This window comes from Streptomyces sp. WMMB 322 (assembly GCF_900090145.1).
Taxonomy (GTDB): Bacteria; Actinomycetota; Actinomycetes; order Streptomycetales; family Streptomycetaceae; genus Streptomyces.
In genome coordinates this window covers 42,742-57,728 of sequence record NZ_FMHI01000003.1, presented here as the reverse complement: position 1 = coordinate 57,728, position 14,987 = coordinate 42,742, and the positions used below count along the sequence as shown (strand labels likewise).

Annotated in this window: 16 protein-coding genes; 10 read left to right on the top strand and 6 right to left on the bottom strand. The window is 70.4% G+C overall.

What is annotated here, in order from left to right; all coding sequences use genetic code 11:
- Nucleotides 1–390: 390 nt before the first annotated feature.
- The 3 genes from rplU (at nucleotide 391) to obgE (ending at nucleotide 2,665) form a co-directional block, all read left to right on the top strand.
- On the top strand, nucleotides 391–717 hold the full coding sequence (gene rplU, locus H180DRAFT_RS06190) for a 50S ribosomal protein L21 (RefSeq protein WP_055484988.1): 327 nt from the start codon (nucleotides 391–393) through the stop codon (nucleotides 715–717).
- Nucleotides 718–731: 14 nt separating this feature from the next.
- Nucleotides 732–989 carry a 50S ribosomal protein L27 gene (gene rpmA / locus H180DRAFT_RS06185; RefSeq protein WP_055484987.1) on the top strand — a complete coding sequence of 86 codons (258 nt, stop codon included), beginning with the start codon at nucleotides 732–734 and terminating at the stop codon, nucleotides 987–989.
- A gap of 233 nt (nucleotides 990–1,222) precedes the next feature.
- The gene (gene obgE / locus H180DRAFT_RS06180; protein WP_055484986.1) at nucleotides 1,223–2,665 is read left to right on the top strand and encodes a GTPase ObgE; all 1,443 of its coding nucleotides are present in this window, start codon (nucleotides 1,223–1,225) and stop codon (nucleotides 2,663–2,665) included.
- 154 nt (nucleotides 2,666–2,819) lie between these two features.
- Here the strand turns inward: obgE and H180DRAFT_RS06175 are convergent, their stop codons facing one another.
- A complete protein-coding gene (locus H180DRAFT_RS06175; RefSeq protein WP_107097595.1) occupies nucleotides 2,820–3,578 on the bottom strand; it encodes an ArsR/SmtB family transcription factor in 759 nt (252 codons plus the stop codon).
- Nucleotides 3,579–3,711: 133 nt separating this feature from the next.
- Between H180DRAFT_RS06175 and H180DRAFT_RS06170 the strand changes: the two genes are divergently transcribed.
- Complete coding sequence (locus tag H180DRAFT_RS06170; protein WP_055484984.1) at nucleotides 3,712–4,224, top strand: DinB family protein; 513 nt, start codon at nucleotides 3,712–3,714, stop codon at nucleotides 4,222–4,224.
- 130 nt (nucleotides 4,225–4,354) lie between these two features.
- Here the strand turns inward: H180DRAFT_RS06170 and H180DRAFT_RS06165 are convergent, their stop codons facing one another.
- The gene (locus H180DRAFT_RS06165; RefSeq protein WP_139151365.1) at nucleotides 4,355–4,576 is read right to left on the bottom strand and encodes a hypothetical protein; all 222 of its coding nucleotides are present in this window, start codon (nucleotides 4,574–4,576) and stop codon (nucleotides 4,355–4,357) included.
- A 155-nt stretch (nucleotides 4,577–4,731) separates the two neighbouring features.
- On the opposite strand from H180DRAFT_RS06165, the gene H180DRAFT_RS06160 reads away from it, so the two are divergent.
- The 4 genes from H180DRAFT_RS06160 to H180DRAFT_RS06145 all read left to right on the top strand — a co-directional run bounded on the left by H180DRAFT_RS06160 (nucleotide 4,732) and on the right by H180DRAFT_RS06145 (nucleotide 9,554).
- The gene (locus H180DRAFT_RS06160) at nucleotides 4,732–5,643 is read left to right on the top strand and encodes a hypothetical protein (RefSeq protein ID WP_055484982.1); all 912 of its coding nucleotides are present in this window, start codon (nucleotides 4,732–4,734) and stop codon (nucleotides 5,641–5,643) included.
- 287 nt (nucleotides 5,644–5,930) lie between these two features.
- On the top strand, nucleotides 5,931–7,229 hold the full coding sequence (locus H180DRAFT_RS06155; RefSeq protein WP_055484981.1) for an erythromycin esterase family protein: 1,299 nt from the start codon (nucleotides 5,931–5,933) through the stop codon (nucleotides 7,227–7,229).
- A 234-nt stretch (nucleotides 7,230–7,463) separates the two neighbouring features.
- Nucleotides 7,464–8,303 carry a DUF1206 domain-containing protein gene (locus tag H180DRAFT_RS06150; RefSeq protein WP_055484980.1) on the top strand — a complete coding sequence of 280 codons (840 nt, stop codon included), beginning with the start codon at nucleotides 7,464–7,466 and terminating at the stop codon, nucleotides 8,301–8,303.
- A gap of 249 nt (nucleotides 8,304–8,552) precedes the next feature.
- Complete coding sequence (locus H180DRAFT_RS06145; protein WP_199822472.1) at nucleotides 8,553–9,554, top strand: ABC transporter substrate-binding protein; 1,002 nt, start codon at nucleotides 8,553–8,555, stop codon at nucleotides 9,552–9,554.
- Between the two features lie 69 nt (nucleotides 9,555–9,623).
- Here H180DRAFT_RS06145 and H180DRAFT_RS06140 read toward each other — a convergent pair whose 3' ends face one another.
- The 4 genes from H180DRAFT_RS06140 to H180DRAFT_RS06125 all read right to left on the bottom strand — a co-directional run bounded on the left by H180DRAFT_RS06140 (nucleotide 9,624) and on the right by H180DRAFT_RS06125 (nucleotide 12,719).
- A complete protein-coding gene (locus tag H180DRAFT_RS06140) occupies nucleotides 9,624–10,343 on the bottom strand; it encodes a type 1 glutamine amidotransferase domain-containing protein (RefSeq protein ID WP_055484979.1) in 720 nt (239 codons plus the stop codon).
- Between the two features lie 268 nt (nucleotides 10,344–10,611).
- A complete protein-coding gene (locus H180DRAFT_RS06135; protein ID WP_055484978.1) occupies nucleotides 10,612–10,803 on the bottom strand; it encodes a DUF4177 domain-containing protein in 192 nt (63 codons plus the stop codon).
- Nucleotides 10,804–11,080: 277 nt separating this feature from the next.
- Entirely contained in the window at nucleotides 11,081–11,797 is a 717-nt protein-coding gene (locus H180DRAFT_RS06130; protein WP_055484977.1) for a hypothetical protein, read from the bottom strand.
- Complete coding sequence (locus H180DRAFT_RS06125) at nucleotides 11,775–12,719, bottom strand: ABC transporter ATP-binding protein (RefSeq protein WP_055485248.1); 945 nt, start codon at nucleotides 12,717–12,719, stop codon at nucleotides 11,775–11,777. Before H180DRAFT_RS06125 ends, H180DRAFT_RS06130 begins: the two co-directional genes overlap by 23 nt.
- A 314-nt stretch (nucleotides 12,720–13,033) precedes the next feature.
- On the opposite strand from H180DRAFT_RS06125, the gene H180DRAFT_RS06120 reads away from it, so the two are divergent.
- Together H180DRAFT_RS06120 and H180DRAFT_RS06115 are read left to right on the top strand one after the other, a co-directional pair.
- Complete coding sequence (locus H180DRAFT_RS06120) at nucleotides 13,034–14,218, top strand: sensor histidine kinase (RefSeq protein ID WP_254665907.1); 1,185 nt, start codon at nucleotides 13,034–13,036, stop codon at nucleotides 14,216–14,218.
- A gap of 19 nt (nucleotides 14,219–14,237) precedes the next feature.
- Nucleotides 14,238–14,840 (top strand): response regulator transcription factor, encoded by a 603-nt coding sequence (locus H180DRAFT_RS06115; RefSeq protein ID WP_055484976.1) that lies wholly within the window; start codon nucleotides 14,238–14,240, stop codon nucleotides 14,838–14,840.
- The last annotated feature ends 147 nt before the right edge of the window (nucleotides 14,841–14,987 follow it).

The following is a 14,987-nucleotide window of genomic DNA, read 5'->3' as shown; positions in this document are numbered from 1 at the left end:
CGGTGCACACGCGCTGTGAGCGGCCCTCGGCCGTCGCGCGAGCCCGCGAGGACCGTCCGGACCCCGGCCTCGGGGGTCGGTCCACAGCCCGGCAACGGCCTTCACCCGTACGGGAACCCGGCCCACGTGCGGCCCGACGCGGACCGTCGGGGGCCGCGGGCACCGGTTTGACCAGCGTGTGCGGCGCCCCGTAACCTTGAGCGCTGGCGTGTCGATCAGGACGCGCCACGCTCCTGAGCAACTCCCTCCCGCGGCACCAGTGCGGGAGAGGCCGCTCAATCCACTCGGATCAGATCGTGGGGCTCGGCTGCGGTGTCTTCACCGTGTGCCGGATCTCCGCGCCGGGCGGCTGGCGTCGGGGGTTCCGTGACTAGCGAGAGAGAGTTCCGCGTGTACGCAATCGTGCGCACCGGCGGCCGCCAGCAGAAGGTGGCCGTGGGCGACGTCATCGAGGTCGACCGTATTTCCGAGAGCAAGGCCGGCGAGCGCGTCGAGCTCTCCACCCTGCTTGTCGTGGACGGTGACTCGGTCACCAGCGACCCGTGGGTGCTGGACGGGGTCAAGGTCTCGGCCGAGGTGGTGGACCACCACAAGGGCGACAAGATCCGCATCCAGAAGTACAAGAACAAGACCGGTTACAAGAAGCGGATCGGCCACCGTCAGCTGCACACCGCGCTGAAGATCACTGACATCCCCACGCCGGCCAAGAAGAAGTAAGGACTGAGCTAGAGATGGCACACAAAAAGGGCGCATCGTCCACCCGGAACGGCCGCGACTCCAACCCCCAGTACCTGGGTGTGAAGCGCTTCGGCGGTCAGCTCGTCAACGCCGGTGAGATCCTCGTCCGCCAGCGCGGCACGCACTTCCACCCCGGTGCGGGTGTCGGCCGCGGCGGGGACGACACGCTGTTCGCGCTGGACGCCGGCGCGGTGCAGTTCGGCACGAGGCGCGGCCGCAAGGTCGTGAACATCGTTCCTGCCGCCGAGTAATCAGCCTCGCCGGCAGCGCATCGCAGCACGCATCACCACCGAGGGCGGACGGCCGCTCCCGTGCGTACGCATCGCTCGTACGCAGGGGAAGCGGGTCCGCCCTCGGTGCGTTGGGACTCCCGTGGGCCCGCCCGTGAGCGGGCCGCGGTCAGCGCCACGTTCCCCCGTCGCCCCGGGCCGCGTCGGCCCGTACCGCACACCACGCAACGATCCTCAGCCTGGAGGCACCTCACATGACCACCTTCGTGGACCGCGTCGAGCTGCACGTCGCCGCGGGTAACGGGGGCCACGGCTGTGCCTCCGTCCACCGGGAGAAGTTCAAGCCGCTCGGCGGTCCGGACGGGGGCAACGGCGGCCGTGGCGGTGACGTCGTCCTCGTCGTCGACACCGACGTGACGACCCTCCTCGACTACCACCACAGCCCGCACCGCAAGGCCACCAACGGCAGGCCGGGGGAGGGCGGCAACCGTTCCGGAGCGGACGGTAAGGACCTGGTTCTGCCCGTCCCGGACGGCACCGTCGTCCTCGACAGCAAGGGCGAGGTGCTCGCCGACATGGTCGGCAACGGCACCGTTTTCGTCGCGGGCCAGGGGGGCCGGGGCGGCCTCGGCAACGCCGCCCTCGCCTCGCCCCGCCGCAAGGCGCCCGGTTTCGCGCTGCTCGGTGAGCCGGGCGAGGCCCGCGACATCGTGCTGGAGCTGAAGACCGTCGCGGACGTGGCCCTCGTCGGCTACCCCTCGGCGGGGAAGTCGTCGCTGATCTCCGTGCTGTCCGCGGCCAAGCCGAAGATCGCCGACTATCCGTTCACCACCCTGGTGCCCAACCTCGGTGTGGTCACGGCCGGTTCGTCGGTTTTCACCATCGCCGACGTTCCCGGCCTGATCCCCGGGGCCAGCGAAGGCAAGGGCCTGGGGCTGGACTTCCTGCGGCACGTGGAGCGCTGCTCCGTCCTCGTGCACGTACTGGACTGCGCAACCCTCGAATCCGACCGCGACCCGGTCAGCGACCTGGACGTCATCGAGGCGGAACTGGCGCAGTACGGCGGCCTGGAGGGGCGGCCGCGCGTCGTCGTCCTCAACAAGGTCGACATTCCCGACGGCCAGGACCTCGCCGACATCATCCGTCCCGACCTCCTGGAACGCGGTTACCAGGTGTTCGAGGTCTCCGCCGTCTCCCGGCAGGGGCTGAAGGAGCTCTCGTTCGCGCTCGCCAAGGTCGTCGACGAGGCGCGCGCCGCGAAGCCGAAGACGGAGACCACGCGGGTCGTCATTCGCCCGAAGGCCGTGGACGACGCGGGTTTCACCGTCACGAAGGAGGCCGACGGTTTCTTCCGCGTACGGGGGGAGAAGCCCGAACGCTGGGTCCACCAGACCGACTTCAACAACGACGAGGCAGTCGGCTACCTGGCCGACCGCCTCAACCGCCTAGGTGTCGAGGAGCAGTTGATGAAGGCGGGTGCACGCGAGGGCGACGGCGTCGCCATCGGCGGCGAGGACGACGCGGTCGTCTTCGACTGGGAGCCGACGATGATGGCCGGCGCGGAGATGCTCGGCCGCCGCGGCGAGGACCACCGCATGGAGGCCCCGCGCCCCGCCGCCCAGCGCCGGCGCGACCGCGAGGCGGAGCGCGACGAGGCCCTGGGCGAGTACGAGGGCTTCGACCCGTTCGAGGAGTAGACCGGCTGCCGCCTCATCCAGGAGGCCCGGCCGGCCGGACGACCGCTGTTGACGCCGACGCCCCGGTGGCAAGTCCCGTCAGACTGGCCGGTCGGTGGCCGCACTGCGCCGGAACCGCGCTCGCATCCCGGCGCAAGCAGCCGGCCCGCCCGCCTCAGGGGACCAGCCAGGGCTCCCGCGGCAGCGGACTGCCCGTCTCCAGAAGGGACTTGAGGTTGGAAAGCACGGCCGCCCAGCCGGAGGCCGCCTCTTCCCGCTCGTTGTCGTCCTTGAGGTCCTCGTGGGTCACGGTGAGCCGGACGATCTCCCCGTGCGGCTCGATGTCGAAGGTGACCCGCGAGGGCTCGTCCGCCGGCTGAGCGGCCGGGTCGGACCAGGTCGTCACGAGGCGCGTGGGCGGCTCGCTCACCACGACCGTGCCGACGACGTCGGCCACGCCCGAGCCGTCCGTGCGCCGGTGCTCCCACGAGGAGCCTTCCTGCCAGTCGGAGACGTTGCGGTGGCCCCAGTAGGCGCCGGAGACGTCGGCGTCGGTGAGGGCGTTCCACACCTTCTCCGGGGTGCTCTCGATGTAGACGACGTACACGAATCGCGGCTTGTCGGTCATGGCGTTCTCCGCTCGTTGCTTGAGTGCGCTCAGCGACCGGAGGCGCGGGCGCTCGAACTTGTCGATCCACCGTTCCTGGATCGTGTGAAGGGGGACGGGGTTGAGGTAGTGGAGCTTCTCCCTGCCCCGTCGCACGGTGCTGACCAGGTTCGCCGCCTCCAGAATCGCCAGGTGCTGCGTCGCCGCCTGGCGGGTCATCTCGAGGCGCCCGCACAGTTCGCCCAGGGTCTGCCCGTTGTGTTCGTGCAGACGGTCGAGCAGGTGCCGCCTGGTCCGGTCGGCCAGGGCCCTGAAGACCTTGTCCACGTCCATGCTCACGGTTCAATCATGCAAGTAAATACCTGCATATTCAAGCCCGTGCGCGGCGGGACCGTCGGGTGCGCCGAAACTGCCCGAAACTGAGGTGCGGCGCGGCGGCCGGAAGGACTAGCGTTCCGGCATGCCGCCTCCTCGCGTACGCCCACGGCCCGACGCCGACGAGCGGACGCAGCTCGTCGCATGGCTCGACATGCAGCGCGCCATCATCCACTGGAAGTGCGAGGGGCTTTCGGACGCGGATGCGCACCGTTCCGTGCTGCCCGCCTCGCCGCACATGACGATGGCCGGGCTCGTCTCGCACATGCGCTGGGTCGAGCACTGCTGGTTCGAGGTCCTGCTGACCGGAGGGCCCGCCGAAGGACCACTGTTCGAGGACGGCCCCGAGGACGCGGAGATGATGGTCGAGGGCGTTCCGCTTGCGCGGCTGCTGGACGAGTACGAGCGGCAGTGCGAGGTGTCGAACCGGATCACCGCGGCACCCGCTCTCGAAACCGTGGGACGGCACCCCGGCTACAACGCGGGCCAGACGTCCCTGAGATGGATCCTGCACCACATGATCGAGGAAACGGCCCGCCACGCAGGGCACGCGGACATCGTCCGCGAACTGCTCGACGGGACGAAGGGGTACTACTGACCTCGGCGGGGGCGGGGAAGGCGCGATGAGACCGGAGGACGAGTTCGCCGCGCCGGTGGCCCGGGCGGCCGCACGCCACCCTCGTGCCGGTGCCGGTGCCGGTGCCGGTGCCGGTGCCGGTTCGCGCCGCTCAACGCCTCGGTTTCCGGAGGCCGTTGAGGATCGCGCGCAGCACCGCGAGGCGGTGGGCGCGCAGCCGGTCGGCGGCTCCGGAGCCGCCGACCGGCCCGAGCGCCTTGCGCGCCGCGTGAGCCGCCACCAGGGCCAGAATCAGCCGGACCAGCGCGCCGCTGACGACGACGGACGCCGGCACCCATGCCGCGTCCGCGACGGTCATCCCAGTAGTGAGCATCTTCGGTCACACCCTTCACCGGTCGGAGGATGCATGTGTAGCCCGGCGGCGGGTGAGCCCGCTGCGGCGCAACTGCGCCGCAGCCGTGGATCCGCCCCGACTACGGCGCACCTGCGCCCCTGTCGGGGTGCAAAGGACTCGGCAATCATGCGGGCATGACAGCTGAGAACGAGCCACGGCCTCCGGGCGGCAGAGCCAGATTCCGGCCCGGAAAGCGCCTGCTTCCCTTCCCCTACAACCAGGACCTGTCCGGGGTGCTGCGTCATCTCGACCGCAGCAGGCCGGAATCGCGCGTACGGCTCGCGAACGACCCCTTCACGGCGGCGTACTTGGCGGCAGGAATGCGGCTGCTGGAACGGAACCTCGGCCCCGGTGCGCAACGTGGCCCCCACGGCAAGCCGTACCTTCTCAGCTTCCTCTCCCAGCGCGGTGTTGCCGACGAAGTCGCCAACAACCCCCGCCCTTTTCCGAGGAGAGGGACTGCCCGGGCACTGCGGCGCGCGTGGAGGTCGCAGTCGGACTTCGTCGCCGATCTGATCAACTTCGCCGTGTGGAGGGAGAATTACCGCCCGAAGTACCGGCGGCAGCGTGCCGCGAACACCAGGAAGCTGGTGAAGGGCCCGGACTTCGTGCGCGCTGTCCACGAGATGGCCTATGAGCACACCGCCGAGGGTGTGGAGATGCCGTCGGTCCGTCTGGCCCTCGCGCTGATGACGTCGGCCGACGGCGACATGGAGGTGAAGCGTGCCATCTCCCGCATGTACGAGGATTATCTCGGTTCGTGGAAGAAGCTGTACGAGGACGTCTTACGCCAGCGCGGTCTGCGTCTGCGTCCGGGGCTGACCTTGGACGACCTGGCGAACGCGCTGTCCGCCGCCACCGACGGCATGATCCTGAGAGCCGTCGGAGACCCCGCAGCCGACATCCTGGACCATGAGAGGGGTCGTTCGCTCTTCGGCTCGGTCGCTCTCGCGATCGTCCACGCGTTCCTGGAGCCGGAGGGGGACGAGAGCGGCCTCACTCTGGAAGAGGCAGTCGCAGCGAGGTTCGACAACGGCTCGTACTGAGCGCAACCGCCTGCCTGCCGTGCCGGACTTGCGGTCTCCAACGGCCGGACGTGGCAGGGAACTCGGGGTGGCGAGCGGGTTATCCAGGTGTGCGGAACGGTCTTCGGCGCTACGTTGCAATCATGGCAGTAGGCAGTCTTTTCCTCTGAGGGGCCCGTCGAGGCATCCGCGTCGTCCATGTGCGGCGGACCGGCGCCGATTGCCCCTGCGCATCGTCACGTTGCCGCGTTCCGCCGTGCAGGCGCGCGGCGCCTTCCGACCACAGAGCCGAAAGACAGGTCCCACCGATGCCTGACCAGACCTCGCCCCGCGATGTGCTCGCGGCCTGGTTCCGCGAGAACGTCTCCACTCTGACCACCCTCGATCCGCGGCAGCCTCTGGACGATCTGGAGCCGCTGCGCGAGATCGTGGGCGATGCCCGCGTCGTGGCCGTGGGGGAGAACGCCCATTTCGTCGAGGAGTTCTTCCGGGCCCGCCAACGGGTGCTGCGCTTCCTCGCCGAACGGTGCGGATTCACGGTCTTCGCCTTCGAGTTCGGCTTCAGCGAAGCCTTCTCCCTCGACCGGTGGCTCCAAGGTGAGGGCGACGACGCCGACTTGGCGAACGTCAGCCGGAGCGCGGCGGAGTGGGGCTCGGCGGACCTCATGCACTGGCTACGACGTCACAACCGCGCCGGCCGCCACCCTCTCCGGTTCGCCGGCATCGACCTGCCCGAGGCGGGCGGTGCCCTTCGTCCCGCCCTGGAGCCGGTGGCCGACTACCTGCGAGAGGCCGACCCCGGTGCACTCCCGTTGGTGGACGCCGCTTTGGAGATCAGCGACCGCTTCCTCGACGGCGCGGGTTCCGGCGCCGCGGCGGCGCCCGCGTGGGCGGCGCTCTCTTCCGCCGAACAGGACGCTCTGACGGCCTCGTTGGCGCGCCTGCTGCTCCGGCTGCGGGCCGGTGAACCGCTCTGTGTCTCCCGCGCCGGCCGGGGACCCTTCGGCATCGCCCTGCGAAGGGTGGAAGCCGCATGCCACACCGACCACATGTTCCGGGCGATGAACGGGCTCATGTCCGGACAGGCCATGGCCGCGGACCTGTCGGTACGGGAGACCTTCATGGCCGAATCCGTTCGCTGGCACCTCGATCACGCCGGACCGGACGCCCGGATCGTGCTCGCCTCGCACAACAATCACATCCAGAAGACGGCGGTGGAGTTCGACGGCGTGCTCACGGCGCTCCCCATGGGACAGCACCTGCGGCGCATGCTCGGCCGGGACTACAGGTCGGTGGCCCTCGTCCACACCTCGGACCATGTCCCGGAGATGTATCCGGACCCCGCCGCCGAGGTGGGCTTCACCCTCGCCGACGCCCGTCTCGAAGACGCCGGGACGGGCAGCGTCGAGGCCGCGCTCGTCGACGCCGGAGCCGGTGACGCGATCACGCTCACCGATCTGCGGCCGTCGCCGCATGACGCGGAGCGGAAGCCGCTGCTGCAGCGGATCCGTACGCAGAGTTCCGTCCTGTCCACCCCGGTGCCGGAGGCGTTCGACGCCGTGCTCGCCGTCCCGGAGGTAACCCGCGACCGGACGGTGCGGTTCTGACGACTCTCCTCGGCGCTGCCCCGGCCCTGCCCCGGCCCACTCGGCCACGCGAAGGCCGCTGTTCTCCGTCGCCGCGGCCGGTCGCAGCATGCTCCCCTCGCTCACCCTGACCGAACTGCCGCCCCCGGGCGACAAGTCGAGCTTCGCGTTTTTCTCACCCCGGCCGGGGCAACAGCTCAGCCGCGAAGGTACGCCGAGGTCCGGCGTGATCCAGGGGCAGGGGAGGCCGCAAACATGAACGCACCGGCAGTGATGAGACGGGGACGGCGCAGCGCCAGGCGGGCCGCCGACAGCTCGGTGCTCGAAGGTGTCGTACGGGCGGGAATGGTCGCGCAGGGCGTGCTGTACGTCCTCGTCGGGCTGGCCGCGCTGCGCATCGCGGTCGGCGACGGTGACGGTGGCCGGCAGGCCGATCAGAGCGGTGCTCTGCGGGAGTTGGCGGCGCAGCCCTTCGGGCAGCTTCTCGTGTGGGCCGTGGGGATCGGGCTCGCGGGGCTGGCGCTGTGGCGGCTGTCCGAGGCCGTGTTCGGCGCGTCGGAGAAGGGCGGGCACAAGGCGCGGAAGCGGCTGATGTCGGCGGGGCGGTTCGCGCTGTACGCGGTGCTGTCCTTCTCCGTCCTGTCCTACGCCGTCGGGGCGAGGAGCAGCTCTTCCAGCGACGCGAAGTCGGAGGACGTCACCGCCCGCGCCCTGTCCCTCCCGGCGGGGGAGTTGCTGGTCGGCGGAGTCGGCCTGGTCATCGCGGTGTTCGGGGGCTGGGGCGGCATACAGGCACTGCGGCGCAAGTATCACGATCACTTGAAGATGTCGCGCATTCCCCGCAGGAGCCGCAAGTGGGTGGATCTGCTGGGCGTGAGCGGCGGTGTCGCCCGCGGAGCGGTCCTCGTGGCCCTGGGAATCTTCGCGATGGAGGCGGCCTGGTCCTCGGACGCCGGCGAAGCCAAGGGCATGGACGGCGCGTTGCGGTCGTTCGCCGACACTCCCGCGGGCCCGTGGCTGCTCGTGGCCATCGCCGTCGGCGTCACCCTGTACGGCCTCTTCTCCTTCATGCTGGCGCGCTGGCGCCGCGTCTAGGACTGTCCGGCGGACGGTCCCTGAACCGGCAGGGCCCAGCCGGGGAGACCGCCGGGGCGGGTGACCGTGGGGAAGCGGGTCGGCGTTCTCCCGGTGGGCGCCAAGGAGCAAATAACAGGCGGGAGTCGACTTACGTGCCGGATGATGAACAGTCCGACATGGCCTGACCGTCGGGTGCCGAACGAGAGCCCGGCGACCGGGGCATCGCCGTCCATCCCGTCCATCCGACCCGGAAGGAACTCCTCGCCAATGCTTCGCCGTCATGAACCGCTGCCTGTTCTGCTGTCCGTGTTATCCGTGCTGGGTCTGCTCTCCGCCGCGTGCGCGGCGGGCGGCGGCGGAAGCGCGCAACGGGGCGAAGACGACACTGCCCGAACGGTGGTGGACGTCGCCCACGTACCGTCCTTGCTCTTCGCGCCGCTCTATCTGGCCGACGCCAAGGGCTACTTCAGGCAAGAGGGCATCGACGTGCGGATGCGGAAGGTGAAGGCCGGGCAGGACGTGGCGCCGCTGGCGGCCTACGGGGAGGTGGACATGGTGGCGGCGGGGTTCTCCGCCGCTCTGTTCGACGGCGTTTCCGAGGGCCTCAAGGTGAAGGTCGCGGCGTCCATGGGTGCCTCGACCGGCGAGAAGCCCTCTCCCACGGCGCTGGAGGTCTCGCGGAGTCTGAAGCGGTCGGGGGAGGTCGAGAAGCCCTCGGACCTGCGCGGCCGCAGGGTGGCCGTCGCGGGCGGTGCGGGGAGCGCCGGCGGCTACCAACTGGACGTCATCCTGCGGAAGTCGGGCTTGACGCTGAAAGACGTGAAGGTGGTGGACGTCCCGTTCACCGGCATGCGGGCCGCCCTCGCCGAGGGCCGTACGGACGCCGCGCTGTCGCCCGCCCCGTTCACCACGGCCATGGAACGGGCCGATGTGGCCGACCAGTTGGCGGTGCCGCCGGAGGGCACCGTGGCCACCGGCCTCATCGCCGGGCAGGACTTCGTCCCCCGGCCCGTCGCGCAGCAGTTCCTCACGGCACTGCGGAAGGGCGCGGCCGACCTCCAGGGGGACGGAAGAACCTCAAGGGCGAACCTTACGATCCTGGCCAGGGCGACCGGTCAGGACACCGGGCTGCTCCGCAGGACACCGGCCTACCGGTGGGACCCCGGGCTCAGGACCGACACACGGCAGCTGTCGAAGCAGCAGACCGCCTACCGTGAGGCGGGCCTGCTGAGCGGAAGGCATGTTCCGGTGGACGATCTGCTGCCATGAGGCAGGGGCCGTGTTCCCCGGGGCCTCATTCGTCAGGGGGCGCGGCCCGCCTCGTCAGGGGGCTCCGCCTCAGGCGACGCCCCTGTCCTTGAGCGTCTGCAGCACCTGCCGGGCGGTGTCGGCGCTGGACTGCGGGTTCTGCCCGGTGACGAGGTTGCCGTCGGTCACGACCTTGCTCGTCCAGGCGGGGGCGGTCTCGACGAGGGCGCCGAGCTCGCGGAGCCTGCTCTCCACGAAGTACGGCACCGCTTCGCCGAGGCCGCCCTGCCGCTCCTCCTCGTCCGTGAAGACGGTGAGCCTGCGGCCCGCGAAGGGGAAGCCTTCGCCGGCCTCGCCGCCGCTGGTGCTGAGCACTCCCGCGGGGCCGTGGCACAGCGCCGCGACGACCTTGCCGCCGCTGTCGGCCTCCCTGAGCAGACGGGCGAGGTCGGCGTCCCGTGCCAGGTCCTCCATGGGGCCGTGACCGCCGGGAATGTAGACCGCGTCGTAGTCCGCGGCCTGTACGTCGCCGAGGGTGAGCGGCTTGTCCAACCGGCCGGAGAGGGCGTCCAGATAGGCGCGGAACTCCTTCGCGGAGGCCTCGTCCACGTTGCCGCGCTCATCGAGGCTGACGGGGTCGACCGTGGGCCGCACGCCGCCGGGAGTGGCGATGTCCACGTCGAGGCCCGCCTCACGCAGCACGCGGTGCGAGACGGCTACCTCCTCGGCCCAGTAGCCGGTGGGGTGGGTCGTGCCGTCGGCGAGCGTGAGCCTGTCGGCGGCGGAGACGACCATCAGGATCTTTGCCATGGCGCAGAGCTTCCTTACTTTCGCTGTGTCGGCGTCGGTCCGTCGTTCACTTCAACACCCGCGTCCCTCGGATTTCTTTCGCCAATCCGATCTGCCCGTGCCGTCCGTGCTGCCGTGCCCCTCGGAACCGGAACGGGGAACGGAACCGGGAACGGAACCGGGAACGGGGACAGGGGAATGGGAACCGGAACGGGACACCCGCCGAGGAGCCTGCATCCGGCGGCCTGCGCCGGGCGGGGCCCGGCAGGTTCCGCCGGGACCCCGGGCATCAGGTGGTCGACCTCTTCAGCATCACGGTGACCTCGTTGACATGGCCGGCGCCGATCCCCGGTGCGAGCGTGGTGAACGCTTCCCAGCCCCGGCGGCCGAGGTCGTTGAGGTCCTTCTCGATCTGGTCGTAGTCGAAGCCCTTCCATTTGAGGTCGTAGGTCAGCACCTTGTACTCCCATTGCGCGGGCATGCCTCGGCCTTCCTTCCGGTTCCGGTCCGGAGTCCGCTCCGGACGCTGTGGTGTCCCGATGCTGTGGTGTTCGGTCAGTACGCGCGGACGTGCCTCCTCAGGCCTCGGGCGGCAGCCCGCACCGCGCAGCCCCGGCCCGGCGGCCGGGCCGGCAGGCGGGCCGCCGGGGTGGTGGCGCCGTCCTCCGGCCGGAACGCCGGGCACTCTGCGCCCGCCGTCCTCCGTCGTCCCCGGTGCTCCGGTGCCCCGGTGCCCCGGTGATCCGCCGCGCGCGGCGTCAGCGGCGCGGTTCCCAGCGGAAGAACCGTGCGGCCAGCGCGACGGCGGCGACGACCCAGCCCAGCGTGGGTGCCAGCAGGAGCAGCGAGTCGGCGACCGGAACGCCGCCGCCCCAGGCGTTGACGGTCAGTTCGGCGGCAGAGCCGCCGGGAAGCAGCCGCTTGAGCAGGGTGAGTTCGTCGGTGCCGCTGATCCCCACCCAGCCGGCCACCAGGATGGTGCCGACGCTGATGGGAAGCGTTGTCACCTGGGCGTGCTCGGGGGAACTGGTCACTCCCGCCGTGGCCAGCCCCAGGCCGAGCATCATGACCACCGTCGAGAGGACCGCGGCCGCCAGGAGGAGGACGCTGTCAGGTTCCTCCGCGACCTGGGCGAGCACGGTCAGGATCACGGTCACCTGGACCAGCGCGACAACGGTGACCGGCAGCAGCAGCCCGGAGAGGATGGTGGCGTCCCCCGCCGTGGTGGATCGCAGCCGCTTGAGGAAGAGGTTCTGCCGGCGTGAGGCGAGGGTGGTGACCGTGGTGGCGTACAGGCCCGTCCCCATCACGATGAACAGCACCACCGCTGCGACGTATCCGAAGCCCAGGGATTCGAAGAGGTCGCGTTTGTGGAGGAAGAACGCGCTGGGGGCCGCGGGCACGACGAACATCGTGACCAGAACCAGGCGGTTCCGGAACATCTGGACCAGCTCACTGAGAGCGATCGAGGGCATGGTGGAGGTCCTCTTCTCGAAGGGTCGCGGGAGTGGCCGGTTCGCTGCCGATGGAGCGGAAGACGTCGTCGAGCCGCGTCGGCCCGGCTTCGAGTTCCGTCAGATCCACCGCGTTCTCCTCCGCCCAGCGGAGCAGGACGTGCAGGTCCCGTTGCAGGTCGAAGGTCTCGACGAGGAACGTCCCGTCGTGCCCGCCCGCCGTGGGCAGCGGATGCGGCGGTGCGCAGGAGGGAAGCGAGAAGCGGATGACGGACGGCAGGGTCCGCGTCAGTTCCGGCACGGTGCCCTCGCGGTGGAAGGTGCCCTCGTGCATGAGACCGATCCGGTCGGCACGCTGCTGGGCTTCTTCCAGGTAGTGCGTCGTGAGAACGATGGTGGAGCCTTCCTCGCGCAGCTTCTCCACGGCGTCCCACAGGTCGTCCCGGGCCTGGATGTCCAGTCCGGTGGTCGGCTCGTCCAGAAAGATCAGCTCGGGCGTTCCGTACACGGCCGTCGCGAAGTCCAGGCGCCGCTTCTCACCGCCGGAGAGCTGGGAGACCTTCGTGCCGGCCTTGTGGACGAGACCGATGAGGCCGAGGACGCGTTCCACGCTGTCCGTGCGCCCGGTGAGCCTGCCGATCACCCGGACCGATTCCTTCACCGTGAGGTCCGGGGAGAAGCCGCTCTCCTGGAGCATGATTCCCGTTCTGGGCCGGACGGCGCGACGGTCGCGCGGGCTCTGCCCGAAGACGCGCACGGTGCCGGACGTCGGGGAGCGGTGGCCTTCGACGGTCTCCAGGACCGAGGTCTTGCCCGCGCCGTTCGTGCCGAGCAGCGCGTAGAACTCCCCGGGCCGCACCTGGAAGGACAGGTCCTTCACGGCGTGGAATCCGCCGTACTCGAGATTCAGACGTTCGACGTCGATAACTGGTGTCGGGAACATGCCCCGATTCCAGCTGTCGCCGTGCCCGGGCGGCAGTGCGGCCACGTCACCGCTCCACCGTGACGTTTCCCCGGGTGAAGGTATGACGCTGCGTCACTGGTGGCGCGAGGACGCCGGACGTTTACTGGGGAGCGACCACGGCTTTTGAGCTTCCCAGCTTCCGATCCCGGAGCGCCGCACATGCAGATCCGCCCACCGCGCACTGCCGACGCGGTCGAGACCTCTGACATCTCCCCGTGCAGCGCGTCCCGCCGCGGGTCCGTGCGTCGCGTGTTCCTGCGCCGCGCGGCGCTTCAGCGCTCCGGTGCGCCCCGGTGAGGCCGGCCGGCACGAACACGTACCCGGAGGCCTCTCTCCGCCGCGGCGACACGCAGGAACGGCTGCGCAAGCTGAACCTCGTCATGCTGCTTCCGCTGCTGGCGGCAGCGGGAGTGCTGACGGTGGCGCTCGACGCCCGGTCCTGGTGGGGAGCCGTCGTCCTGGGCCTGGGGGTGGTGACGGCCGTCGTGGCCTTCGTGCGGTGGGCGGCGGGCGACATCTGCCGCGTCGCACTCCCCTGCCTGGTCATCACCGCGGGGGTGTGGCTCTTCGGGGTGCTGACGCCCGCAGGCAGCACGACGGCGTTCTTCGGCCTCCTGGTCGTGGGCACCCAGACCGTCCCCCAACTGCCGCGCCACCGGGGTGCGGCAGCCGTCGCGCTGAGCGTCTGCGTCGCCGCGGTGGGCGCACTGAGGCTCGCGGTTTCGCACGAGGACGTCGTCGGTGTTCTGACCCAGTACGTCATCATCCCGACGGGTATCACCGCCGTCGTGACCGGACTGATGTTCCCCAACAAGCGGTTCTACGCCGTCGTCGCGGAACTGGAGGAGTCGCGGGAACGCGAGGCGGAGCTGGCCGTCGTCCGGGAACGCATGCGCTTCGCCGGCGATCTGCACGACATCCAGGGGCATACGCTCCACGTGGTGAAGCTGAAGATCGCGCTGGCCCGGAAGCTGCTGCACAGCGACGTCGAACGCGTGGAGCAGGAACTGGTCGAGGTGCACGCCCTGGTCGGAGACACCATCGCCCAGACCAAGGAACTCGCCCACGCGCAGCGGCGCCTCAACCTGTCCGCGGAGCTGGAGAACGCGAAAAACCTCTTCGAGGCCGCGGGCATCGGGGTGCGCGTCGAGCGCCGGACCGCGACCGACACCACCGGGACGGGGACCGCCGGGGCCGGGGCGCATGCGGACGAACTGCTCGGCCAGGTCCTCCGCGAGACGACGACCAACATCCTGCGGCACGCGCAGGCCACCGAGGTGCGGATCACGCTCTCGCGCTCGGGCATCACCATCGTCAACGACGGCGCCGAGCATGACCCGCTTCCGGAGCTGCGAGGGCTCTCCGTCCTCAGGCAGCGCCTGGCGGACGACGGAGGAGAGCTGACCGTGCAGCGGAAGGACGGGCGGTTCCTGACGGCCGCGGTGTTCCCGCACGCCCGTGACCGAGCCGGTCTGTGACGACGGGGAAGGACGAGAGATGACCACCGTGGTGCTCGCCGACGACGAGGCCCTCCTCCGCAAGGCCCTCGCGTCGCTGCTCGCTCTCGAAGGGGAGATCACCGTGCTCGCCGAAGCAGGCGACGGCGAAACAGCCGTGGAGGTCACGCTGCGGCACCGGCCCGACGTCCTCGTCGTCGATCTGGAGATGCCCGGCCTCGACGGACTCGGTGCCGCCTCGGAGATCCGCCGTGCACTGCCGGAGCAGGTGATCCTCATGCTGACCAGGCACGCCAGGCCCGGCGTGCTCCGGAAGGCGCTGAAAATCGGAGTCCAGGGTTTCGTCAGCAAGTCCGCGGAACCGGCACACATCACGTCGGTCATCAAGACCCTGCACGAGGGCAAGCGGTGGATCGATCCGGACGTCTCCACACTCGCCCTTGTCGACGACTGCCCCCTCACCGACCGGGAGACCGACACCCTGCGGGCGACCGGCGAAGGCTACTCGGTCGCCGACATCGCCGCCCAGCTCCACCTCGCGCCGGGCACCGTGCGCAACTACCTCTCGAACGCGATGCAGAAGACCCAGACCCGCACCCGGCACGAGGCGGCACGGTACGCGCGGGAACACGACTGGCTGTAGCGGGGACGGGGACGGGGACGGGGACGGGGACGGGAACGGGAACTGTTGACGGGCCCGGGCCCGGACCCCGCCCGGGGCGGGAACGAGAACGGTCCCGGGAGGCGGTGTGCCTCCCGGGACCGTCGGGGTGCTGCGCGTGCGGGCGAG